Raw genomic sequence first — 24,908 nt, forward strand, 5'->3', positions numbered from 1 at the left:
GAAACATGGAAAATGAATATACTTTCCGATGAAGGGATAAGTACATTGGAATCCTATTACAGAGAGCCGGAGAAGCTGAAAACCGGTATAGGTTGAACATTGGAAAATGGTCCTGTGAGGATTTTGCTTTCGAGTTAGATTATCTAATAAGGGGGCAACGCGTTCTGGCGTTAGAAGAAAGTCAATCTGACTATGAGTCAATGCTTGTAAAAGTATTGTGAAATAGGGTGGTACCGCGTGATAACCTCTCGTCCCTTGATTTGGATGAGAGTTTTTTTGTTTTTTTAGCCTTTTCGGTAAAGTACCAAATCAATTTATATACATACTAAGAAAGTAGGAGGTAAGAAGATGTCGAATGAAAAGAAAACATTTTATATTACTACACCAATTTATTACCCAAGTGACAAACTACATATAGGTCATGCGTACACAACTGTGGCTGGGGATGCGATGGCTCGTTATAAACGGCTAAGAGGTTATGATGTTATGTACTTAACAGGTACAGATGAGCATGGACAAAAGATAGAAAGAAAAGCAGAGGAAAAAGGCGTTACACCTCAAGCGTTTGTCGATGAAATTGTAAGTGGAATTCAAAGTTTATGGAAAAAGTTAGACATTTCGTACGATGATTTTATTCGTACGACAGAAGACAGACATAAAAAAGTAGTAGAAGCGATTTTTGCCAAATTAGTTGAAACAGGTGACATTTACTTAGATGAATACGAAGGCTGGTATTCCGTACCGGATGAAACTTTCTATGCAGAAAGGCAACTAACAGATCCAATTAAAGATGAACTAGGAAACATCATTGGTGGAAAAAGTCCTGATAGTGGTCACCCTGTTGAAAAGGTAAGAGAACAGTCTTATTTCTTTAAAATGTCGAAGTACGCTAATAGACTTCTTGAATTTTATGAACAGAACCCACAGTTTATCCAGCCAGAATCGCGAAAAAATGAAATGATTAATAACTTCATAAAACCCGGGTTAGAAAACCTCGCCGTTTCGCGGACATCATTTGAGTGGGGGGTTAAGGTACCAGGTAACCCAAAACATGTGATTTATGTGTGGATTGATGCCCTTTCCAATTACATTACAGCACTAGGGTATGGAAGTAAAAATGAAGAAAAATACAAAAAATATTGGCCTGCCGATGTACATCTTGTTGGCAAAGAAATTGTACGCTTTCATACGATTTATTGGCCGATCATGTTAATGGCCCTTGATTTACCTTTACCTAAAAAAGTATTTGGTCATGGATGGCTATTAATGAAGGATGGAAAAATGTCAAAATCAAAAGGGAATGTGGTTGACCCTGTTCCTTTAATTGACCGTTATGGATTAGATGCTCTCCGTTATTACTTATTGCGTGAAGTACCGTTTGGTTCAGATGGAGTATTTACTCCAGAAGGGTTTGTCGAAAGAATTAATTTCGATTTAGCCAATGACCTTGGGAACCTTCTAAACCGAACAATCGCGATGATCAATAAATACTTTGATGGCGAGCTACCGAAATATAGTAAAGGCGTTACACCATTTGACGAAAGTCTTGAGGAGTTAGTTGGAGCCACTGTCAAAAAAGTTGAGAATGCAATGGAAGAGATGCAATTTTCAGTGGCATTAAGTGCGATTTGGCAATTGGTGAGCCGTACAAATAAATACATTGATGAAACCCAACCTTGGGTCTTGGCGAAGGATGAAAGTAATAAACAACAACTAGAGTCGGTTATGTACCATTTAGCTGAATCACTTAGATTTATTTCGGTTATGATTCAACCATTTATGACGGAAGCACCTAAGAAAATTTGGGAACAATTAGGGCTTCCTAGTGAAGGTACAACTTGGGAATCATTGTCAGCCTTTGGTCAGATTGAAGAACGAACAAAGGTACAAAAAGGAGAACCAATTTTCCCACGTCTTGAAGCAGAAGTAGAAATTGCTTATATCGTTGATAAAATGGGAGCAACTCCACCTAAGCAGGAAGAAAACAAGGCTGAAAAAGAAGAAATTCCTGAAGTGACGATTGATGATTTTATGAATATTGACTTACGTGTTGCTGAAATCATTCATGCTGAACCTGTAAAAAAAGCCGATAAGTTGTTGAAAATACAATTGGATTTAGGGTTTGAAAAACGACAAGTCGTCTCAGGAATTGCAAAATATTATCGTCCCGAAGAATTAGTTGGGAAAAAAGTAATTTGTGTTACCAACTTAAAACCGATTAAACTCCGAGGAGAGTTATCACAAGGAATGATTTTAGCTGGATCAGCAGGAGACCAATTAACATTAGCAACTGTTGAGCAAAATCTTCCGAATGGTTCTAAAGTAAAATAGAAATCCTATAAAAAATGGGCGGCATAGATATAACATTTGTGCCGCCGGTTTTTTACTTGAAAAAGGAGTTATGACTGTGCTATTTGACACACACGTGCATCTTAATGCTCACCAATATAAAGAAGACGTAAATGAAGTAATTAAAAGAGCAAAGAATGAAGGCATCTCAACTATGGTTGTCGTTGGCTTTGATGAGGAAACCATTAAAGGAGCTCTTTCATTAGCTGAAGAACATGAGTTTATTTATGCTGCGGTTGGTTGGCATCCTGTTGATGCAATCGATTTTAATGAAACGCATTTAACCTGGCTAGAAGAGCTTTCAAACCATCCGAAGGTAGTTGCCTTGGGAGAAATGGGCTTAGATTACCACTGGGATAAATCGCCAAGAGAAGTTCAAAAAGAAGTATTTCGACAACAGATTCGACTAGCGAGAAAAGTTCAACTGCCAATTATTATTCATAACCGAGAAGCAAGTCAGGACATTGTAACGATATTACAAGAAGAAAAGGCAGAAGAAGTTGGAGGTATTATGCATTGTTTTGGTGGAAGCCTTGATATTGCAAAACAATGCATGGCAATGAACTTCTACATCTCTTTTGGGGGACCAGTTACATTTAAAAATGCAAAAAAACCAAAAGAAGTCGCAAAGGAAATTCCACTAGATCGACTGCTTATTGAAACAGATTGTCCCTATTTAGCCCCACATCCTTATCGAGGTAAACGAAATGAACCTGCATATGTAAAACTTGTCGCTGAGCAAATTGCTGAACTACGTGGAATGACAGTTGAAGAGATTGCAAACATTACAACTGAAAACGGAAAAAAACTATTTGGTATTTATTGATAGTAAATCTTGTCAAATAAAAAGGTTGCTTGTCTAACTATCAGATTTTTCGTTTTAGTTCTACAGCTTGATATAAAGGCATACACTGTATTTGTCGAGAAGTTTTTATTTCTTTTTTTGATGAATTCAGAGATAATAAGTGGCAAGGTCAAAAAAATAAAAACCTAATCTATCTTGACAAAGAGAGGTGAAGTGTTTATAATTCGTACCTTGAGGAGGGTGAATATCTAACATGGAACCCAGTAGGCGAAAGAACCTTTTTTCTTTTCTCAAAAATAGAAAGAAGGTCTGGATATCGATTGCTAGTTTGCTTGTTATTTTTGTTACAACTCTAGTAGTATATGAGACTACAAAAGCAACAGTAACCATTAGCATTGATGGAGAAGAAGATATTATTAAAACACATGCAACAACAGTTGCTGATCTCATCGAGGAAGAGGATTGGGAAATAGGCGAGCACGATAAAGTAACACCTGCATTAGATACGCAACTTTCAAGTGATATAGTAGTTACTTGGGATAAAGCAAATTTAGTAACAGTTGCGAGAAATGAAGTGTTAGAAACTGTTTGGACTACAGCTGAAACAGTGGAAGAGCTTGTCGTAGAGTTAAATATTACAATTGGTGAACATGATATAATTAGTCCTAGTCTTGATACAGAAATTACTGCTGACATGAGCATAATCTATGAATCTTCATTTTTGGTGCAACTCAATAGTGATGGGGAACAACAAGAGATTTGGACAACTTCGACTACTGTCGCTGACTTTTTAGAAAGTCATGAGATCGAACTAGGTGAATTAGACCGAGTTGAACCGGCTGAAGATGAGCTTTTGGTAACAGAAACAGATATTGAAGTTATCCGTGTAGAAAAAGTCACCGATGTAGTGGAAGAAGCGATAACGTTTGGAACGGTAACAAGAAAAGATGATTCATTAGACAGAGGGAAAGAGCAAGTCGTTGAATCAGGTGAAGAAGGACTTGTAGAAAAGTACTATGAAGTCATTCTTGAAAACGGAGAAGAAGTTTCAAGGGAACTTGTAAAAACTGAAACTGTAAAGGATAGCAAAGACCGAATTGTAGCTGTGGGGACACGACAACCTACTCCTACCGTTTCAAGAAGTGCTACCCCATCTTCGAACACGCCTTCTAATGAACGTAGCGGGAAGACGATAACTGTAACTGCCACGGCTTACACAGCTAATTGTGCAGGTTGTAGTGGAATAACCGCTACAGGGATTAATTTAAACAATAACCGAAGTCAAAAAGTAATTGCTGTTGACCCGAGTGTAATTCCATTAGGATCAAGAGTACACGTTGAAGGTTATGGAGAAGCAATTGCCGGTGACACCGGTGGTAATATTGTAGGTAATAAAATTGATGTCCATGTACCGACTAAGTCTGATGCTTATAAATGGGGCGTTCGTACGGTCAAAGTGACGATTTTGGACTAATAGTATGTTATGCACAGAGAGGTTTCTCTGTGCTTTATTTTTGTATTTATATGGTTACAATAGTTGGATACAGATACATAGTCGATATTGATAAATAAAAGTTACAGCTTTTTATAAATTTTTTTGAAATCAAGAATCAAACTTTGGGTTGGTTTATCAGTTCCAATCGCTAGAGCAACAATCTTTGAGAAAAGGGCTTAAATCAAAGACGGCGTTGCCGTTTTTCTTAACGGAGGAAGTAATGAAAATAAAAGAAGTTATAGTAGTAGAAGGCCGAGATGACACGGTAGCAATACAAAGAGCTGTTGAGGCCGATACAATTGAAACAAACGGGTCAGCTATCGGTGAAGAAGTTCTAAAGCAAATTGCACTTGCTCAAGAGCGCAGAGGTGTAATTATTTTTACTGATCCGGATTATCCAGGTGAAAGAATACGAAAAATAGTTAGTGAGGCTGTAAAGGGCTGTAAACACGCGTTCATTAAGAAAGAAGATGCCTTGTCGAAAAAAAAAGATGATTTAGGAGTGGAAAATGCTACTCCTGCTGTTATTCGTGAAGCTCTTACACATGTGATGATAGAATCTGAAACTGCTGAAATACATATTTCTAGACAAGACCTACTTGATGCTGGACTAGTAGGGGGTTCAAAAGCAAAAGAAAGACGTGAAAAAATTGGCATTAAATTAAAAGTTGGGTATGCTAATGGAAAACAACTATACAAAAGATTAGCCAAATTTGAAATTACAAAAGAAGAGTTTGCTAAAGCATTAAAAGAAGTATTGGATGAGGAGGAATAAGAGTGTCTAAAGATATAGCTACACCTAATCGGACAAGAGCGATTATAGATAAATATAAATTTGTCCTCAAGAAAAGTTTGGGGCAAAATTTCCTGATTGATTTAAACATTTTACAAAACATTGTGAATGCAGCTGAGTTAACAGACCAATCTTTTGTTATCGAGGTGGGGCCTGGAATAGGAGCGCTAACGGAACAACTAGCTAAACGGGCAAAAAAAGTAGTTGCTTTTGAAATAGACAATCGCTTAATACCTGTTTTGGCAGATACTCTGGCCGACTATGAAAATGTACAAGTCATTCATAATGACATTTTAAAAGCTAATGTTCACGAAGTCATTCACAAAGAATTTGGTCCAGACTCAGATGTGATGGTTGTCGCTAATCTTCCCTACTACATTACAACTCCTATTCTAATGAAATTATTAGAAGAGAAGTTACCTATCCAAGGAATTGTAGTGATGATTCAAAAAGAAGTAGCGGAGCGTATTGCAGCAAAACCAGGAACTAAAGAATACGGCTCTTTATCAATTGCTGCTCAGTATTATGCAAAAGCTGAAACTGTGTTAACAGTCCCAAAAACCGTATTTGTTCCGCAACCTAATGTGGATTCGGCTGTGCTTCGCTTAACGATCAGAGAAAACCCGATAGTGGAAGTTGATGATGAAGATTTCTTTTTTCAAGTCGTTCGCGCCAGTTTTGCCCAGCGAAGAAAGACGATACTTAACAATTTAATTCACAACCTTTCTCTGAAGGAACAAAAAAGTGCGTTAGAAGAAGTATTAACTGTAAGTAAGATTGATCCAAAACGTCGTGGAGAGACGTTGTCTATACAAGAATTTGCAGAATTGAGTAATAAGCTTTTACGAATCGTGAATCCATAGGCACCGTTTACCTCACTTTTACATATTGTATGAGGTGAGGAGGAGTTCCCATGGCGTTAATGATTGGAGATATTGTTGGTAGAAAGTCATATAAATGTGACGTGCTTTTTCGTGTTGTAGCGTTATCAGATACTAAAGTTGATTTATGCGGAGAAGACATTAGGCTTTTAGCTGATGCACCAATAGATGATCTTGTCGTGATTTCTGAGAATGAAAGAGAAGAACGAAAGAAACAAGAAATAGAAAAAGAAGAAAGTTGTTATCATTTGTTCAGGCAAGATTCCAAACTTCAAAAGCAACGAGGAGAATATGAAGCAACTTCAGGGTATTCCACGGATCAGCCTTACTTTGAGATAAGAGGTCGGGTACTTCACCTTGATGGAGACCCCAATTATTTACGCAAATGTACGGATGTATATAATAAGTTAGGAGTTCCTGTATATGGAGTTCATATTTCTGAAAAGGAAATGCCACAACAAATAGAGTCTTTATTACAAATGGTAAGACCTGATATTCTTGTCATCACTGGACACGATGCATTCTCAAAATCAAAAGGATCAAGAAAAGATATAAAAGCCTATCGACATTCTAAATATTTTGCAGAAACGGTTCGTAAAGCACGACAGGTTGTCCCTCAATTTGATGGCTTAGCAATATTTGCCGGTGCCTGCCAATCACATTTTGAATCGATTATTAAAGCAGGTGCTAATTTTGCAAGTTCACCAGAACGAATTAATATTCATGCGTTAGACCCCGTTTATTTAGTTTCAAAAATTAGTTTAACTTCTTTTATGGACCGAGTAAGTATTTGGGAAGTACTTAGGAATACAATTACCGGTGAAAAAGGGATTGGTGGCATTGAAACAAAAGGATTCTTGCGAAGAGGTATGCCGCTACAGGAAGATGATGAATAGCGATATATATGATGATGACTCAGTGTCTTATAGCCACTGAGTCATTTTTTGTCGGTGCCGTTGATAGTCTTTATAAAAAAAGGATACATATTTTACATGTTTTTAGGAATAATACAAGTTGGAAATAGCATGAAAATAGAAAAAAATTCAAAATTAATCTTTCTCATTGACAATGTTCTTGTATTGTTGATATAATTCTTAGTTTATTTGACAAATTTCGCAGTTTCATGCTATAATAAAGAAACAGTGAGGTGGGGTGTATAAATGGGTAAAACGTTAATTGAAATTAAACGTGAATTAGACGCAAATGTAGGAAAGCGTATTTCCATTAAGGCCAATGGTGGTCGAAGAAAGACAGTCGAGCGCTCAGGTTTCCTAGAAGAAACGTATCCATCGGTGTTTATCATTAAATTGGACGAGCAACAAAACTCTTTCGAACGTGTTTCATACAGCTATGCAGACATCTTAACAGAAACTGTAGAGTTAACGGTATTTGATGATGAAAATCCGTTAGTTAGTGTATAATATCGTACAGGGATAAATTGGTTTTGTACTTCTATAGAAGGTAACACATACTAACAGTGTCGTAACAATTCTTTACAAAGGAGTTGTTGGTCCTTGAGCAGAAGACGAGGAATAATGTCAGAACGCTTTAAAGAAGAGTTGGCAAAAGAGCTGGGATTTTATGATACAGTTCAAAAAGAAGGCTGGGGCGGAATTCGTGCTCGTGATGCAGGTAACATGGTTAAAAGAGCTATCGAAATAGCCGAAAGACAACTAGTTCAACAACAAAAATAATAAAGAAGACGTTACGACAGCCGAAGCCAATCGCTTCGGTTTTTATTTTGTGTTGGAAGTACCAATCATCATTTGAGTATAAGGAAAGTAAAAAAATGTAGTTCCTCATAGAGGCCTTGTATGCTAGAGCAGGAAGAGCGATGGCTTGCTCACTGCGCGTGCTTTAATAAGAAGTACACTTATTAAAGCACTTTAAAAAAGAGGGCAGTGCCTTCGCGCATCGCAATTAATAAATACCGCTTTGCGGTTTTTATTATGCTTTTTCCTCTTCATAAACTCTTATGATACAATATATGTAAGAATATTGTATGAAAAACGATCAAGTGATAAAATAGCGTAAGCAAAAGGAACAGTAGAAGGTGGAAAAGTAGTGAAAATCTCAGTTAAAGCCCCGGCTAAAATCAATTTAACTTTGGATGTTCTTCATAAACGTAATGATGGATTTCATGAGGTTAAAATGATTATGACAACGGTTGATTTATCAGATCGAATTGATTTGGTGGAGCTCGATATTGATAAGATTATGGTTGAAGTATCAGAAGGTTTTGTTCCAAGTGATGAGCGTAACTTGGCATACCAGGCAGCGTTAAAGCTAAAGCAACGATATAACATTACCAAAGGTGTTTACATTTATATCACTAAGAACATCCCTGTCGCGGCTGGGCTAGCTGGTGGTAGTAGTGATGCAGCTGCGACTTTACGTGGATTAAATCAACTATGGAATTTAGGTCTTTCAATTGAAGAGCTTGCGAGTGTAGGAAGGGAAATTGGTTCAGATGTAGCTTTCTGTGTCTATGGAGGAACGGCTTTAGCTACTGGTAGAGGAGAAATCATAGAACCTATTGCGTCCCCGCCGCCCGGTTGGGTCATTTTGGCGAAGCCGCCAATTGGAGTTTCTACAGCGGATATATATCGTCGTCTTCAAGTAGATAAGGTTAGCCATTGCGATGAAACAGAAATGATCCGAGCTATTGAAACAAAAAATTTTCAGGGAATATGCAATAATCTACATAATGTATTAGAGGATGTAACCTTTTCTCTATATCCTGAAGTCCAAAATATTAAGGATCAAATGAAAAAGTTTGGTGCAGATGGTGTCTTAATGAGTGGAAGTGGACCAACAGTTTTTGGTTTAGTAAGCAAAGAATCAAGATTAAATCGAGTTTACAATGGCTTAAGAGGATTTTGTCATGATGTTTACGCTGTTCGTTTAATTAATCAGCCTCACTCTTGATAAAATACGTACAAAAATGGTATATTACATGTAAATATTCGGATTTTGATGGAGGGCGCAATGAAAAAATTAAAGCGAAGCGGTCGGTTAGTTGATATGACTAACTTTATGTTGCAAAATCCTCATAAACTCATTTCTTTAACTCATTTTTCTGAAAGATATCAATCGGCTAAATCGTCTATAAGTGAAGATTTAGCAATTATTAAGGAAATTTTTGAAGGTCAAAGCATTGGATCGTTGTTAACTATCCCTGGTGCAAGTGGTGGGGTAAAATATATTCCGATGGTTAATAAAAAAGAGGCTGAGAAAATTATCTCTTCATTATGTACAACCCTGGCTGTATCTGATCGGATTCTTCCTGGCGGATACTTGTATATGATGGACATTTTAGGTAGTCCTAAATTAATGAACGAAGTAGGCCGATTGTTTGCTGGTTTTTTTGCTAATCATAAAATTGATGCCATAATGACAGTAGCAACAAAAGGCATTCCGATTGCCTATGCTGTAGGTCATTATTTAGATGTACCCGTTAGTATTGTTCGTCGGGATCATCGAGTAACGGAAGGGTCGATGGTAAGCATTAATTATGTATCTGGTTCATCAAAGCGGATACAAACGATGTCATTAGCTAGAAGAAGCTTAGAGGCCGGTGCAAATGTTTTAATCATTGATGATTTTATGAAGGCGGGCGGAACGGTAAGAGGGATGATGGATTTACTAGAGGAGTTCCAAGCTAATGTAATTGGAATAGGGGTTCTCGTAGAATCAGAGGAAGCCGAAGAACGGTTAGTAGATGATTATATTTCCATCGCTCGATTGGATAAGGTTGATGTAAAAGGTAAAGAAATATCAGTAGAACCTGGTAATTTCATTAGGTTATTGAAAACAGAACTTAAGGAGGATGTATATGAAAGTAGTACAAACGAATAATGCGCCAGCTGCAATTGGACCGTATTCACAAGGAATTGTTGTGAACAACATGTTTTATTCTTCGGGACAAATCCCTTTAAATGCCGCAGGGGACTTAGTAGAAGGTGATATTAAAGTACAGGCGCATCAAGTGTTTAAAAACCTTCAAGCTGTCTTACAAGAGGCAGGAGCTACGTTAGAAACAGTAGTTAAAGCAACTGTATTTATTAAGGATATGAATGATTTCCCACTGCTGAATGAAGTATATGGCGAATATTTTTCTTTACATAAGCCTGCTCGTTCTTGTGTAGAAGTTGCTAGACTACCAAAAGATGTTTTAGTTGAAATTGAAGTTATTGCGCTTGTGAAATAAATGAAAGATAACTCCTACGACTACTATTGGTCGCAGGAGTTATCTTTTTTACTAGTCTTTATAAACATAAAAAATGGTTAAGTGTTAAAAGTTTGTTTGACAAATCTTACAAAATATAAAAAAAATAAAAAAATGTTGAAATTTCTTGTTTAATAAGAAGGAATAACAAAATTTATATAGAATTGATTGTTATAATGATTTATTTAAGAATAAAGGTGGTGACAATCATGGAAGTGACAGATGTGAGACTACGCCGTGTAAACACGGAAGGAAGAATGCGTGCTATTGCCTCAATTACAATTGACAACGAATTTGTTGTTCATGATATTCGTGTAATTGACGGGAACAATGGTCTATTCGTTGCTATGCCTAGCAAGCGTACTCCAGATGGAGAATTTAGAGATATTGCTCATCCAATCTCTTCTTCAACTAGAGAAAAGATTCAATCGGCTGTTCTAGCTGAATACGAGCGTGCTGGGGATATTGAAAAAGTCGAATATGAAGAAGCGGGTGCTTCTTAAAGTATGAATAAAAAATAACGGTCTTGTCAAACGACATGGCCGTTATTTTATTTTTGTATGCGTTTCCATTTAATTAATTGCTTTTTCAATAAATTTCAAGTCTTAATATTCTTGAAATGGTTGCTTTTTTGAGATATATTCGTAAGGGAAAAAGATCTGTGGAGGTATATATGAGCAATAAGTTTGCAGTTATTCTCGCGGCGGGGCAAGGCACGCGTATGAAGTCAAAATTGTATAAAGTTCTTCATCCGGTTTGTGGTACACCAATGGTTCAACATGTAGTAAATGAGGTGTCAGCTCTTGGATTGGAGAGCATTGTAACTATTGTTGGGCATGGTTCAGAGAAGGTAAAAGAGCAATTGGGAGATACAGTTTCCTATGCACTACAAGAAGAACAGCTTGGAACCGGTCATGCAGTCATGCAAGCATCTAAAGTGTTAGGTGACAAGGAAGGTGTAACTCTTGTTCTATGCGGAGATACGCCATTAATTACAAAAGAAACAATGGCTTCATTAGTAGAACATCATGTAAATGAAGGAGCTAAAGCAACTGTACTTACAGCTCATGCTGATAACCCTACAGGATACGGAAGAATTGTTCGAAATGAAAATGGCTTAGTTGAACGAATTGTTGAACAAAAGGATGCTAATGATAAAGAAGTAAAGATTAAAGAAATCAATACAGGAACGTACTGCTTTGATAATAAGTATCTTTTTGAGTCATTAACTAAAGTAACAAATCACAATTCACAAGGAGAGTATTATCTGCCAGATGTAATTGAGATACTACAAAAAGCAGGTGAAAAGATCGCTGCGTACAAAACGCCTTCCTTTGATGAAACAATTGGAGTAAATGATAGAGTCGCATTAGCCGAAGCGGAACGAATTTTACGAGCGAGAATTAATGAAGAATGGATGAAAAAAGGAGTTACATTCATTGATCCTACATCCACGTATATTTCTAAATCTGCAAATATCGGGCAAGATACGGTTATTTATCCAGGCACAGTGATTAGTGGAGAGACTACAATTGGTTCGGATTGTATGATTGGTCCCAACTCTGAAATCATTTCGAGTACGATTGGAAGTGGGACAGAGATTAAACAGTCAGTTGTACGTGATAGTGAAGTAGGAGATTTTGTTACGATTGGTCCGTTTGCGCATATTCGACCAGAATCTAAAATTAACAACGATGCAAAGATTGGTAACTTTGTTGAGATTAAGAAAACGAACTTTGGTAAAGGCAGCAAAGCTCCTCATTTAAGTTATATTGGTGATGCTGAAATCGGAGAAAACGTTAATTTAGGTTGTGGCTCGATTACCGTAAATTATGATGGTACTAATAAACACAAAACAAAAGTTGGAGATAACGCATTTGTTGGTTGCAATTCGAATCTTGTCGCTCCAGTAACAGTCGGAAAAGGCGCTTATATCGCAGCTGGTTCAACGATTACTGATAATGTACCAGAAGAAGCGCTTTCCATTGCGAGAACAAGACAAACGAACAAAGATCAGTATGTAAAAAAGATAAAGAAAAAGAAAGAAGATAACTAGTTGGAGGTAATACTTAAAGATGACAAAAAATGGTGATCCACATTTAAAGGTTTTTACATTAAATTCTAATCCAGAGTTAGCTCATGAAATAACAGAACATCTAGGTGTAACAATGGGGAAAAGTTCCGTCTCTCGCTTTAGTGATGGAGAAGTTCAAATCAACATAGAAGAAAGTATTCGTGGTGCTGACGTTTATTTAGTGCAATCTACGTCAGCTCCTGCTAATGAACATATTATGGAGCTTCTTATCATGATCGATGCTCTTAAACGTGCATCAGCTGGTACAATCAATGTTGTCATACCATACTATGGATATGCGCGACAGGACCGAAAAGCTAGAGCACGTGAACCGATTACATCAAAGCTTGTTGCAAACTTGCTAGAAAAAGCCGGAGCAACCAGAGTTTTAACGCTAGATTTGCATGCTACTCAAATTCAAGGATTCTTTGATATCCCTGTTGATCAGCTTGTGGGTGTACCGATTTTGTCAGATTATTTTAAAGGCAAAGATTTAGAAGATATCGTAATTGTCTCTCCAGACCATGGTGGAGTTATTCGCGCTAGAAAAATGGCTGACCGACTAAAAGCTCCTATTGCTATTATTGATAAGCGACGTCCAAAGCCAAATGTATCAGAGGTAATGAACATCGTTGGTCATGTTGAAGGAAAAACATGTATTATTATTGATGATATTATCGATACAGCTGGAACAATAACACTTGCTGCTAATGCATTAGTCGAGCAAGGGGCAAAAGATGTATATGCATGTTGTACACATGCAGTTCTTTCAGGTCCAGCAATTGAAAGAATTCAAAATTCAAAAATTAAAGAGTTAGTCATTACCAATACAATCAAACAGCCAGAAGAAAGAAAAATTGATAAAATTACTGTACTGTCAGTCGGTAAATTAATGGCTGATGCTATTATTCGTGTACATGAACATGCGTCTGTAAGTACGTTATTTGATTAAGATGTATGTTTAAAAACCTCTATTAAGGGAACAGTTTATAAAGAGCTGAAAATTAATAGAGGTGATCATATGAGTACAGTACTAAAAGCAGAAGCTAGAAAAGACTTAAAGAATTCAGCAACTCGCAAATATCGTTTGAATGGACAAGTTCCTGCTGTAGTTTATGGCAAGAAAACAGCAAGTCAACCTGTGGCTGTAAACGGCATCGAATTCATTAAAACAATTAAGGAAATAGGTAGAAATGGAATTATTTCCTTAGGTGTAAATGATAATAGCCATCAGGTTATTGTGACGGAAATACAATCAGATCCTTTAAGAGGAGACCTTGTTCATATTGATTTCTTCGAAGTAGATATGAAATCAGAAATTGATGCCGATGTGCGTGTATCTCTTGTAGGTGAAGCTCCTGGAGTGAATGAAGGCGGTATCGTCTCTCATTTATTACATCAAGTTTCTGTCCGCTGCTTACCAGCAGACATTCCAGAATCAATTGAAGTTGATATTTCTGGCCTCAACGTTGGCGATTCAATATCAATTGGTGAAATTATTAATAATTATTCTGTGGCGATCCTTAATGAGCCAGATGAAACGATTGTAACTGTATTACATGCAGCTGCAGAAAAAGAACCAGGCCAAGGTCAAGAAGATGCAGAAGAAGCTGAAGCTGCTGAAGAGGCACAAACAGATAATACAACAGAACAAGAATAAACTAGATGAGGTGTAGCCTGAAACGGCTATGCCTTTTTTAAACAGAAAAAATGGATAGGGTCAAAAAAGAAGAGCATTGGATTTTCACGCTAACCATATACCCTACTTGACTTTAAAAGAGGGTAGCACAAAACGCAGTGTTTCTAATAAAGGGAATGCTCCGTCTTCTTGTTATTCGTGGTATAGTAAACAGTAAGACTAAATTGTTTTTTGAGTAGGAGGATAAAATGAAGCTAATTGTTGGTTTAGGAAACCCTGGAACAAAATACGACCAAACTAGGCACAATGTTGGTTTCGAAGTCATTGATTATTGTGCTAGACTGTTAGGGATAACATTATCAGAATCGAAATGGAAAGGCCAATACGGTTTTACAACGATAAACGGAGAAAAAGTCTTTTTAGTAAAGCCTCTTACATATATGAATCTTTCTGGAGAATGTATTCGTCCGCTTATGGATTTTTATAAAATTGATGATTCAGAACTCCTTGTAGCCTATGATGACCTCGATTTACCTGTTGGGAAAATAAGATTAAGACAAAAAGGTGGACATGGAGGTCACAATGGGATTAAATCGCTCATTGCACATGTCGGAACAACGGATTTTAAAAGGATACGTATCGGAATCGACAGACCACAACAGGGTGAAAATGTAGCCAATTATGTGTTAGGAACGTTTCGACCTGATGAAAAAGAAGATATACATATGGCAATCGAACAAGCTGCAAAAGCTTGTGAATCTTGGATTTCAGAAGATTTTATTCAAGTAATGAATAAGTATAATTAATAGGAAAGTCATGAATAATCTCCCCCGTTCAGGTTAAACTAACGAATAAAAACTTGCATTTTTTCCAAGGGGGAACATTATAATGACTATATATTATCGTTGCAGACATTGTAATCATAATGTAGGAAGCATAGATCAACATCAGGTTTCAACAACTCAGTTAGGTTTTGATGGGTTATCATCAACAGAAAGACAAGAAATGATCTCGTATGAAGGCAACGGTGATATTCATGTAAAGGTGATTTGTGAAGATTGTCAAGAAGCTCTTGACCGAAACCCGTTATTTCATGAACAAGAAACATTCATTCAATGAAAAAAACGTGTTTCTTAGCAGAATTCGAGCTTTGGTAGAAGTACCAAAGCATTTTTCTGTTCTTAGATGAGAGGGAAAACAATATATCCATAGGAGACAAAGTGGATTATTCGGTTTTTACATATGATTGTAGGGGGAACATCGATGTTGGGTTTACAGCACTACTTATTAGAGAACGATGAGTTTAAAGCGGTTTCCAATAGTGTAGAAGCAAACTTAAAGGAACAATTGATTGCTGGGTTAACAGGGTCTGCTAGAACCTTATTTATGGCAGCGCTCTATCGAGATACGAAAAAACCGCAAATACTCGTAACTCATAATTTATTTCAAGCACAAAAACTATATGAAGATCTTACCTCATTACTAGAAAATGACGAAGTCTACCTATATCCAGTAAATGAGCTCATCTCAGCAGAAATAGCGATTGCCAGTCCTGAAATGAAAGCTCAAAGGATAGAGGTTCTAAATAAACTAACAGGTGATTTCAAAGGAATTATTATTGTTCCTATGGCAGGGCTTCGAAGACTATTGCCACCTAAAGAACTTTGGCAAAAAAGTCAGATTAAATTCTCTGTCGGCAGTGAGATTGAAATTGACAGACTATTAAAACATTTAGTTTCTATAGGATATGTGAGAGTTGATATGGTTTCAGCTCCAGGAGAGTTTAGCATTAGGGGAGGCATTATTGATGTTTACCCGCTAACGGAGGAACTTCCACTACGTATTGAATTATTTGATACAGAAATTGACTCCATACGATATTTTAGTGTAGAAGATCAGCGCTCCCACGATAAAATATCAGAAGTATCTATTGGTCCTGCAAGTGAAGTTATATTATATAACGAGGATTTTCAGCACGGAGCAAAAAGATTAGAAGAACAGCTGGCTACAAGCCTGCAAAAGATAAAAAATAAAACAGTTAAAGAAAAAATGACCCAACATATCTCATATGAAGTCCAACAACTTAAAGGTAATGCAACCTTTCAAGGAATGTATAAATATATGTCACTTTATTATGACCGGTTAACTAGTATAACCGATTATTTAAGTGACCATTTTGTCATGGTCATAGATGAAATCAGTAGAGTTCAGGAAATGGCTCAAAGTCTCGATAAAGAAGAGGGCGAGTGGTTAACGACTCTAATTGAACAGGGAGAAATGGTAAGAGATATTCATATATCAAAAGAATTCTCAGAAATCATACATCAATCCAACTACCCAATCATCTATATGTCATTATTTTTACGGCATGTACCAGGAACAAATCCATTAAACATTGTAAGTATGAACTGTAAATCGATGCAAAACTTCCATGGTCAACTACATTTATTGAAAAGTGAAAGTGAGAGATGGGAGAAATCAAAGTATAAAGTCGTCTTTTTAGCTGCTAATAAAGAAAGAGCTAAAAGACTTCGACATGTTTTAGAAGATTACAAGATTAATGCAGAGTTACTTGATGGAGTAGGTAGAACCTTGCCAGAAGCGACGCAAATCATGATAGGAGATTTAAATAGTGGTTTTGAACTGCCTCATCAAAAGTTAGTAGTCATTACAGAAGAGGAAGTATTCACAAAAAAGGTAAAGAGGACGCAAAGGAAACAGAAGATTTCTAATGCGGAACGCATTAAAAGCTACTCTGAACTTCAAGTGGGTGACTTGGTCGTACATGCCAACCATGGAGTAGGAAAATATTTAGGAATTGAAACGTTAGAAATTAATGGAGTTCATAAAGACTATTTACACTTACGATACGCCGGAAATGATAAACTTTATGTTCCAGTAGAACAAATTGACCAGGTACAAAAATTTGTAGGTTCAGAGGATAAAGATCCTAAAATCTATGCACTCGGCGGTAATGATTGGAAGAAAGTTAAACGAAAAGTTCGTTCTTCAGTCGAGGATATTGCAGACGATTTAATTAAACTTTATGCTGAGCGAGAAGCAAGTAAAGGGTATGCATATTCCAAGGATGTGCCAGAACAAATTGAATTTGAGGCTTCATTTCCCTACCAAGAAACTGAAGATCAAATTAGAGCCATATCTGAAATTAAAAAAGACATGGAAATGGAAAGACCGATGGACAGACTCCTATGTGGCGATGTAGGGTATGGAAAAACAGAGGTAGCCATCCGTGCAGCATTTAAAGCAATTATGGATGGAAAACAAGTCGCCATCCTTGTGCCTACTACCATCCTGGCCCAACAGCATTATGAAACCATCCGTGAACGCTTTGCTGAACACGCCATAGGTATCGGTGTTTTGAGTAGGTTTAAAACGAAAAAAGAACAAACCGAGACAATGAAGGGCATTAAAAATGGGACAGTTGATATTGTCGTAGGTACACACCGTCTGTTATCTAAAGATGTACAATTTAAAGATTTAGGTCTTCTGATTGTCGATGAAGAACAACGATTTGGTGTGACACATAAAGAAAAAATAAAACAAATGAAAGCAAATATCGATGTACTTACACTAACGGCGACGCCGATTCCGAGAACATTACACATGTCAATGTTAGGGGTGCGCGATTTATCGGTTATTGAAACACCACCAGAAAATCGTTTCCCAGTTCAAACGTATGTTGTAGAGTATAATGCTAGTCTAGTGAAGGAAGCGATTGAGCGTGAATTAACTAGAGGTGGGCAAGTGTATGTCCTTTATAATCGTGTTGAAACGATTAGCCAAATGGCTGAACAGATTAATAGCCTTATCCCTGATTCGCGAGTAAGTTTTGCTCATGGACAGATGAATGAACGTGAGCTTGAATCCATTATGCTTGATTTCCTTGAGGGGAACAGTGATGTATTGGTTACAACAACGATTATTGAAACAGGTGTTGATATTCCAAATGTAAATACGCTAATTATTTGCGATGCCGATCGAATGGGGTTATCCCAGTTGTATCAGATTCGAGGGCGTGTAGGAAGGTCAAATCGAGTAGCTTATGCTTATTTTACTTATCAAAAAGATAAAGTATTAACAGAAGTAGCTGAAAAACGATTACAAGCCATAAAAGAATTTACCGAGCTTGGTTCAGGTTTTAAAATTGCAATGCGTGATCTTTCGATTCGGGGAGCGGGTAATTTACTTGGGGCTCAACAACATGGATTTATTGAATCCGTTGGCTTTGACTTATACTCACAAATGCTCAAAGAAGCGATTGATGAAAGAAAGGGTGAAACGCCAAAAGAGGAAAAGTTCACTGTTGAAATTGCTTATCAAATAGATGCCTATATTCCGGAAAAGTACATTCAAGATTCAAAACAAAAAATTGAAATGTACAAACGTTTTAAAGCCATCGAGTCGGTGGAAGATATTTCTGAGCTTCAAGAGGAGTTAGTGGATCGGTTTGGTGATTATCCGAAAGAAGTTGACTATTTAATTCATATTGCAAAAATTAAACTCTTAGCGATAAAAGAAAAAATTGAAGAAATAACTCAAACTAAAGACCAATGCTCTCTTTTGATTTCAGAAGAAGAAAGTGAAAATATAGATGGAGCAAAATTATTTTTAATCATTGACCAAATTGGAAAAAACGTATCACTCGGTACAGCAGGCAAAAAAATAAAAATAAATATTAAGACTAAAAACGTCGATGACAAACAGCTGCTAACGACTTGTGAAAAAATAATAAATCAGTTACACACTGCTAAAAAGGTTACTAATCATCCTGTTCAAGTAGGGAAATAACAGGAACCTCACTACCTCTAATCGTTGTATTTGGTGGATATAGGTCAATTGGAACAATACGGAATTTCAATTTTGGTGAATAGTTCTTTCCTAACTATAGATAATATAGACAAGACGGAAACAAATTGAAGATAGTTGTTCAAATTACCATTTTCCAACGCTACTACATCATTAGAAAGTGAGGCATCGAGGTATGAAAGCAACTGGAATTGTTCGTCGTATTGATGACTTAGGTCGTGTAGTTATCCCAAAGGAGATTCGCCGTACTCTACGTATACGCGAAGGAGATCCATTAGAAATCTTTGTCGACAGAGATGGTGAAGTTATTTTAAAGAAATATTCACCAATTTCTGAACTGGGTGATTTTGCAAAGGAATATGCAGAAGCCCTTTACGATAGTTTGAATCACACGGTTCTGATTGCTGACCGAGATACATACATTGCTGTATCTGGTGGTTCTAAGAAAGAGTATCACAACAAAGCAATTGGTGAGTTGGTTGAATCTACAATGGATGAACGAAAGTCTCGTGTAGAAGCAGGAGGCGGAGAGTTTAATATTGTAGGCGACCACAAAGAAGATGTGAAGGGAATGGTTATTTCCCCAATCATTGCAAACGGAGATCCTATAGGTGCTGTTGTCATGGTCAATAAGGATGAGAAATTCTCCGGAGAAGTTGAACAAAAGCTTGCAGAAACAGCTGCAGGATTCCTAGCAAGACAAATGGAACAGTAAGATGTTAACAAGAGGGTGTGACAAAAGGTGTTTTTTACCTTTTGTCACACCCTTTATGTAATGAGAGAACCGCCACTATCTTTTAAAGCAAGTTGTGAGTGGTTTTTCTCACAACTTGCTGAAGTGAGTGGTTTTTCTCACAACTTGCTGAAGTGAGTGGTTTTTCTCACAACTTGCTGAAGTGAGTGGTTTTTCTCACAACTTGCTGAAGTGAGTGGTTTTTCTCACAACTTGCTTTGTAGAGAGTATACTATTGCAGATGCTAGTTACGTCTCATTCCCTTTTTTTCATCGAGTGTAATACAAGGCGCCTTTGCTATTGCCCTATCCATGGGACGTTGTAGCTTTTGATATGGTATAATGGCGGAAGTTAGCAAGGATGGAAGGGGAAGGGTATGTGAGTGCAGAGAGTGAACATATCCGCAAATTTTGGCAGGGAGCACTATTGCTCTCGATTGCTGCACTTATAGCTAAAGTTATGAGTGCCATCTATAGAGTTCCATACCAAAATATTGCAGGTGATGTAGGGTTTTATGTGTATCAACAGGTGTACCCTTTTTATGGTATAGCTTTTACACTGTCAATGTATGGATTTCCAGTCATCATTTCGAGATTAATGTCTGAAGAAAGGCAATTATCAAATAGAAATCATATTATGGGTTTGTCCTTTCAAATCCTTTTTATAGTATTTGTGGTAACAGGGGGGCTATTTTTTCTTTCGGCAGGTTTATTAGCGACTATTATGGGGGATTCAAAGCTAGTAGTACCACTACAAATTGCAGCTTTATCGTTTTTGTTTGTACCTTTTTTATCGGTATTACGGGGTGTATTTCAGGGAGAAGGAAATATGTTGCCAACCGCTTTGTCTCATGTGATTGAACAAGCGATAAGAGTTGTATTAATTCTGTTGTTGGCATATTATTTCGTCACTAATGGGTTTGGTGCTTATGCGGCTGGAACCGGTGCCATGATTGTCTCTGTTCTTGCAAGCTTTGTAAGTATTTTATTTTTATTTTTATTCTTCATACGAAAGCATTCAATTCGAAGTTTCTTTTCGATTTCGTTTTCTAAAAGCAACTGGAAAATAGCCAGAACAGTCATCGCCGACGGCGTATTATTTAGCTTGTCTGCGTTAATACTTTTATCATTTCAATTAGTTGATTCTTTAACGATTCTGCGTTTGTTACAAGGCAGTGGAGTTTACATTGAAACGGCGAAGGAAGCAAAAGGTATTTTTGACCGAGGACAGCCTTTAATTCAATTTGGTACAATTATTGCTACATCAATTGCTTTATCACTTGTTCCTGCTATTGCCTCAGCAATGGCCCGAGGGATGGAAAAAGCGGCCCAAATACAAGCTGAGTTAACGTTACGACTAACCGTAATCATCGGATTAGCCGCTTCAATTGGTTTATTTATCATCATAAAACCGACAAATCGAATGCTTTTTACAAACGATGCTGGGTCCGAAGTTCTTGCGATATTATCGTTAAGCATTGTCTTTAGCTCTGTAGTTATTATTACAGCTGCTGTTCTACAAGGATACGGGAAAATACAACAGTCAGCAGTACATATAGGCGTTGGTTTGCTATGTAAAATTATCTTAAATATTATACTTATTCCATTTTTAGATACAATGGGTGCAGCCGTAAGTACGGTTCTCGGCTTAGCACTTATCGCATTTTTAAATAGTCGATTAATACTGGTCAGCCGCGGGGCTGTTTTTACCGAGAAAAGAAAAATATACGGTATTATTGGTGCCGTTTCTTTCATGGTATTAGTCACAACCTTTTGGAAAGAAGGGATGGAGCTTATCCCAATCCCATATGAACTAAATGTAAGATTATACGATGGGGTGATAGCCTTGACAAGTTCTATGGTCGGAGCTATTTGCTTAGGTTTCTTGTTGTTGCGATGGCAGGTATTTTCTGAAGAGGAGTTAGCGTCTTCTTCTACGCTAGTAAAGATAGCAAAGGTCATTCAAAAAAGGAGAATTTCAAATGAATAAAGTTACTGTCATTGGGTTAGGAGCAGGAAATTTAGACCAAATGCCGCTAGGAGTATACAGAGAAATCAAACAATCGGCAGCTTTGTTTGTAAGAACCAAAGATCATCCAGTTCTAGAAGAGCTTGTCACAGAAGGAGTCGAGTTTACTTCGTTTGATGACTTGTATGAAAAAAACGTTCAGTTTGAAACGGTGTATGAGTCTATTGTTGAAGAGTTAGTAAAGCAGGCGAAGCAAAGAAACATTACATATGCAGTACCAGGTCATCCTTTTGTTGCGGAGCAAACGGTACAACTGTTAGTTCAAGCCGCGAAAGAACAGTCATTTTCTTTAGAGTTTATAGGTGGTCAAAGCTTTTTAGATCCTATGTTCACAGCGGTTCAAATTGATCCGATAGAGGGTTGTCAAGTCGTAGACGGGACAAGCTTAGTGAAAGAAACGTTGCAAGTTAGACAACACATTGTCATTTGTCAGGTATATGACTCGTTCATTGCCTCTGAAGTGAAACTAACACTAATGGAACTCTTGCCAGATGATTATGAAGTCGTTGTGGCTACGGCAGTAGGATTGCCGGAACAACACCTACAACGCGTTAAATTATTTGAACTTGACCGAAATGTACCATTAAGTAACTTAACGGCAGTTTATGTACCACCAGTTAAAGATAACTCGTTGTTATACCAAGATTTTTCAATGTTACGTGACGTCATCCGAACGCTACGAGGACCGAATGGTTGTCCTTGGGACAAAGAACAAACTCATGCTTCATTGAAGCGCTATTTAATTGAAGAAGCGTACGAAGTCTTAGAGGCAATTGATGAAGAGGATGATGATAACCTCGTAGAAGAGTTAGGAGATGTTCTTCTTCAAGTGATGCTTCATGCTCAAATTGGGGAGGACGAAGGTTGGTTTTCTGTAGACGACATCATTCGCACGTTAACAGAAAAAATGATTCGTCGTCATCCACATGTATTTGCAGAAGTGGACGTTTCCAATTCTGATGAAGTGGTAAAGAATTGGGATGACATTAAGAAAGCCGAAAAACAGGGTAAAACAAACGACGAATCCATTATTAATTCGATTCCAAAAGGGATGCCTTCTCTTCTAAAGGCATATGAGCTACAAAAAGCAACAGCTAAAGTAGGGTTTGATTGGAATGAACCTGCACCGATTTGGATGAAGCTCCAAGAAGAAATTGCTGAGTTTTTTGCAGAAATTAAAGTGGGAAATACAGAAAAGATGGGTAAAGAGTTTGGTGACCTTTTATTTGTTGTCGTTAACTTGGGGCGTCATTATGGTATTCACCCTGAGGAGGCATTACAAGCGACAAACGTAAAATTTACAAAACGTTTTCAGCTAATTGAAAATGAATTACAACGTAGAAATCTATCGTTTTCAGACGTCACCTTAGAAGAACTTGACGAAATATGGGAAGAAACGAAGAAAAAATATAAATGAGGTGTAGTCGGTGAGATTAGATAAATTTTTAAAGGTATCTCGTATTATTAAACGAAGAACGGTTGCTAAAGAAATTGCAGATCAAGGTCGAATTACAGTAAACGGAAATGTAGCAAAAGCAGGAACAGAGGTGAAGACGGGAGATGAACTAGTCATTCGCTTCGGTCATAAATTAATAACGGTAGTTGTCAATGAGTTAAAGGCAACATCGAAGAAAGAAGAAGCGTCTCAGATGTATACAGTCGTAAAAGAAGAGGCAATTAAGGATCCAGTGGACGAACTTTTTTAAGGCTTGTTCTATTCTCGATCTCCCCATCATAGAATTGAGGTAAAAGCCTTCAAGGGGGAGTATATATGGATAATTACGAGTTTGGGACACCAATGGGCCAAGGACGAACAACAAAAGAGCATGATATAAAGCTAAGGGGTAGAAGAAAGCTTGATATTACAGGAGTTAAGCAAGTGGAAAGCTTTGATAATGAAGAATTCTTACTTGAAACTGAAATGGGTTTTCTATCAATCCGTGGCCAAAACCTACACATGAAAAATTTAAATGTTGAGCAAGGGTTAGTTTCTATTGAAGGTAGAATATATGATTTAGTATATCTTGACCAAGCTCAAGGGGACAAATCCAAAGGCTTCTTTGGGAAGTTGTTCAAGTGACCTTAACTATACAATTAAATACGATGCTGTCCATGATAGCTATGGGAATTTGGTTAGGAGCGGCTATAGATACATATAGCCGTTTCACAAAACAAAGACGAGCTTTCCACTGGCTTACAGCTTGTAACGATGTCCTTTTTTGGATCATTCAAGGTCTATTCGTGTTTTACATTCTGCTAAAAGTAAACCAAGGAGAGCTTCGTTTTTATGTTTTTCTAGCACTGGTTTGTGGCTATGCTGGTTACCGTGCTCTTTTAGAAAGTTACTATAAACGTTTTTTAGAGAAATGTATTCAATTTTTTATTTCGTTATTTCGAATTTTTCGCTCCCTTTTCTTTACACTTTTATACAATCCGTTAAAATGGTTATTGAAACTGTTGTACAGCTTATGTATGATGATAATAACTGCATTGATAACGGTAGTCCTATTTTTGCTTAATCTAATCCTTAAGCCACTATCTTGGCTAGGGATGGGGTTGTATAAACTAACGAGACTTGATAGGCTAGTAGATACTGTTATGAATACAAAAACAATTCAAGTTGTCCGTTCGTTTATTCAGCGAATTAGGAAGGGAAACAAGGAGGATGAGTAATGGAGCGGAAAAGGAAAGTAAGAGAGCTAGATTCTTCTTATATTAGACAATATGAACAAGTGTCTGATGAAAAAATTCGCAAACAAAAAGGCCTCATTCGTCGGTTGACCGCTCTTTTTTTAATTGGTGCTGTAGTGGGTACAATGATTACTATGGCAATTCACACCCAAGTTAAAGCTCTTGAAGAAAAAGAAGAGCAGAAACAAGAACTACAAGCGAAACTTAAGGAACTAGAGGATGAGCAAAGCTTTTTAGAGCAAGAAGTGATAAATTATAATGATTTAGAATATATTGCTGAAGTGGCTCGTCGAGATTATTTTCTTTCGAAAGAGGGCGAAACCCTATTTAAATTGCCAAATGCTTCATCTGATTGACACTCTTTT

The 24,908-nt window shown here is 37.2% G+C and carries 25 protein-coding genes and 1 other annotated feature; all 25 genes read left to right on the top strand.

Annotation, left to right across the window (positions count from 1 at the left end; all coding sequences use genetic code 11):
- The first annotated feature begins 19 nt into the window (after nucleotides 1-19).
- Nucleotides 20-259: a binding site (T-box leader), on the top strand.
- Between the two features lie 89 nt (nucleotides 260-348).
- The 25 genes from metG to BK585_RS22580 all read left to right on the top strand — a co-directional run bounded on the left by metG (nucleotide 349) and on the right by BK585_RS22580 (nucleotide 24,899).
- Nucleotides 349-2,331: a methionine--tRNA ligase gene (metG, locus tag BK585_RS22460; protein WP_078556454.1), complete on the top strand. Its 1,983-nt coding sequence runs from the start codon at nucleotides 349-351 to the stop codon at nucleotides 2,329-2,331.
- Between the two features lie 76 nt (nucleotides 2,332-2,407).
- On the top strand, nucleotides 2,408-3,175 hold the full coding sequence (locus tag BK585_RS22465) for a TatD family hydrolase (RefSeq protein ID WP_078556456.1): 768 nt from the start codon (nucleotides 2,408-2,410) through the stop codon (nucleotides 3,173-3,175).
- A 232-nt stretch (nucleotides 3,176-3,407) separates the two neighbouring features.
- A complete protein-coding gene (locus BK585_RS22470; protein ID WP_078556458.1) occupies nucleotides 3,408-4,628 on the top strand; it encodes a G5 and 3D domain-containing protein in 1,221 nt (406 codons plus the stop codon).
- Between the two features lie 241 nt (nucleotides 4,629-4,869).
- The gene (gene rnmV, locus BK585_RS22475; protein ID WP_078556460.1) at nucleotides 4,870-5,424 is read left to right on the top strand and encodes a ribonuclease M5; all 555 of its coding nucleotides are present in this window, start codon (nucleotides 4,870-4,872) and stop codon (nucleotides 5,422-5,424) included.
- A 2-nt stretch (nucleotides 5,425-5,426) separates the two neighbouring features.
- Nucleotides 5,427-6,305 carry a 16S rRNA (adenine(1518)-N(6)/adenine(1519)-N(6))-dimethyltransferase RsmA gene (gene rsmA / locus BK585_RS22480; RefSeq protein WP_078556462.1) on the top strand — a complete coding sequence of 293 codons (879 nt, stop codon included), beginning with the start codon at nucleotides 5,427-5,429 and terminating at the stop codon, nucleotides 6,303-6,305.
- A gap of 50 nt (nucleotides 6,306-6,355) precedes the next feature.
- On the top strand, nucleotides 6,356-7,219 hold the full coding sequence (gene yabG / locus BK585_RS22485; protein ID WP_078556464.1) for a sporulation peptidase YabG: 864 nt from the start codon (nucleotides 6,356-6,358) through the stop codon (nucleotides 7,217-7,219).
- Between the two features lie 264 nt (nucleotides 7,220-7,483).
- A complete protein-coding gene (veg, locus tag BK585_RS22490) occupies nucleotides 7,484-7,744 on the top strand; it encodes a biofilm formation stimulator Veg (RefSeq protein ID WP_078556466.1) in 261 nt (86 codons plus the stop codon).
- 93 nt (nucleotides 7,745-7,837) lie between these two features.
- Nucleotides 7,838-8,017, top strand: a complete 180-nt coding sequence (locus BK585_RS22495) for a small, acid-soluble spore protein, alpha/beta type (protein WP_078556468.1) — start codon at nucleotides 7,838-7,840, stop codon at nucleotides 8,015-8,017.
- A 370-nt stretch (nucleotides 8,018-8,387) separates the two neighbouring features.
- Nucleotides 8,388-9,251 carry a 4-(cytidine 5'-diphospho)-2-C-methyl-D-erythritol kinase gene (gene ispE / locus BK585_RS22500; protein WP_078556470.1) on the top strand — a complete coding sequence of 288 codons (864 nt, stop codon included), beginning with the start codon at nucleotides 8,388-8,390 and terminating at the stop codon, nucleotides 9,249-9,251.
- A gap of 60 nt (nucleotides 9,252-9,311) precedes the next feature.
- Complete coding sequence (purR, locus tag BK585_RS22505) at nucleotides 9,312-10,181, top strand: pur operon repressor (protein WP_078556471.1); 870 nt, start codon at nucleotides 9,312-9,314, stop codon at nucleotides 10,179-10,181.
- Nucleotides 10,159-10,533: a RidA family protein gene (locus BK585_RS22510; RefSeq protein WP_078556473.1), complete on the top strand. Its 375-nt coding sequence runs from the start codon at nucleotides 10,159-10,161 to the stop codon at nucleotides 10,531-10,533. Before purR ends, BK585_RS22510 begins: the two co-directional genes overlap by 23 nt.
- A gap of 227 nt (nucleotides 10,534-10,760) precedes the next feature.
- Nucleotides 10,761-11,054, top strand: a complete 294-nt coding sequence (gene spoVG, locus BK585_RS22515) for a septation regulator SpoVG (protein ID WP_078556475.1) — start codon at nucleotides 10,761-10,763, stop codon at nucleotides 11,052-11,054.
- Nucleotides 11,055-11,224: 170 nt separating this feature from the next.
- A complete protein-coding gene (glmU, locus tag BK585_RS22520; RefSeq protein WP_078556477.1) occupies nucleotides 11,225-12,607 on the top strand; it encodes a bifunctional UDP-N-acetylglucosamine diphosphorylase/glucosamine-1-phosphate N-acetyltransferase GlmU in 1,383 nt (460 codons plus the stop codon).
- A 19-nt stretch (nucleotides 12,608-12,626) separates the two neighbouring features.
- Nucleotides 12,627-13,577: a ribose-phosphate diphosphokinase gene (locus tag BK585_RS22525; RefSeq protein ID WP_078556479.1), complete on the top strand. Its 951-nt coding sequence runs from the start codon at nucleotides 12,627-12,629 to the stop codon at nucleotides 13,575-13,577.
- 69 nt (nucleotides 13,578-13,646) lie between these two features.
- A complete protein-coding gene (locus tag BK585_RS22530; protein ID WP_078556481.1) occupies nucleotides 13,647-14,285 on the top strand; it encodes a 50S ribosomal protein L25/general stress protein Ctc in 639 nt (212 codons plus the stop codon).
- Nucleotides 14,286-14,512: 227 nt separating this feature from the next.
- Nucleotides 14,513-15,070, top strand: a complete 558-nt coding sequence (gene pth / locus BK585_RS22535) for an aminoacyl-tRNA hydrolase (RefSeq protein WP_078556483.1) — start codon at nucleotides 14,513-14,515, stop codon at nucleotides 15,068-15,070.
- A gap of 82 nt (nucleotides 15,071-15,152) precedes the next feature.
- The gene (locus BK585_RS22540) at nucleotides 15,153-15,383 is read left to right on the top strand and encodes an anti-sigma-F factor Fin (protein WP_078556485.1); all 231 of its coding nucleotides are present in this window, start codon (nucleotides 15,153-15,155) and stop codon (nucleotides 15,381-15,383) included.
- A 144-nt stretch (nucleotides 15,384-15,527) separates the two neighbouring features.
- Entirely contained in the window at nucleotides 15,528-19,073 is a 3,546-nt protein-coding gene (mfd, locus tag BK585_RS22545) for a transcription-repair coupling factor (RefSeq protein ID WP_078556487.1), read from the top strand.
- A 193-nt stretch (nucleotides 19,074-19,266) separates the two neighbouring features.
- On the top strand, nucleotides 19,267-19,806 hold the full coding sequence (gene spoVT, locus BK585_RS22550; protein ID WP_078556489.1) for a stage V sporulation protein T: 540 nt from the start codon (nucleotides 19,267-19,269) through the stop codon (nucleotides 19,804-19,806).
- Nucleotides 19,807-20,202: 396 nt separating this feature from the next.
- A complete protein-coding gene (locus BK585_RS22555; RefSeq protein ID WP_170885685.1) occupies nucleotides 20,203-21,813 on the top strand; it encodes a putative polysaccharide biosynthesis protein in 1,611 nt (536 codons plus the stop codon).
- Complete coding sequence (gene yabN, locus BK585_RS22560) at nucleotides 21,806-23,269, top strand: bifunctional methyltransferase/pyrophosphohydrolase YabN (RefSeq protein WP_078556493.1); 1,464 nt, start codon at nucleotides 21,806-21,808, stop codon at nucleotides 23,267-23,269. Before BK585_RS22555 ends, yabN begins: the two co-directional genes overlap by 8 nt.
- Before the next feature lie 10 nt (nucleotides 23,270-23,279).
- A complete protein-coding gene (locus BK585_RS22565) occupies nucleotides 23,280-23,558 on the top strand; it encodes an RNA-binding S4 domain-containing protein (RefSeq protein ID WP_078556495.1) in 279 nt (92 codons plus the stop codon).
- A 65-nt stretch (nucleotides 23,559-23,623) separates the two neighbouring features.
- A complete protein-coding gene (gene yabP, locus BK585_RS22570; RefSeq protein WP_078556497.1) occupies nucleotides 23,624-23,932 on the top strand; it encodes a sporulation protein YabP in 309 nt (102 codons plus the stop codon).
- A complete protein-coding gene (gene yabQ, locus BK585_RS22575) occupies nucleotides 23,929-24,525 on the top strand; it encodes a spore cortex biosynthesis protein YabQ (RefSeq protein ID WP_078556499.1) in 597 nt (198 codons plus the stop codon). The genes yabP and yabQ overlap by 4 nt, the downstream gene beginning before the upstream one ends.
- Nucleotides 24,525-24,899, top strand: a complete 375-nt coding sequence (locus BK585_RS22580; RefSeq protein ID WP_078556501.1) for an FtsB family cell division protein — start codon at nucleotides 24,525-24,527, stop codon at nucleotides 24,897-24,899. Before yabQ ends, BK585_RS22580 begins: the two co-directional genes overlap by 1 nt.
- Nucleotides 24,900-24,908: the final 9 nt, after the last annotated feature.

Origin of the sequence: Bacillus alkalicellulosilyticus, from assembly GCF_002019795.1 — a bacterium.
GTDB classification, from domain to species: Bacteria; Bacillota; Bacilli; order Bacillales; family Bacillaceae_F; genus Bacillus_AO; species Bacillus_AO alkalicellulosilyticum.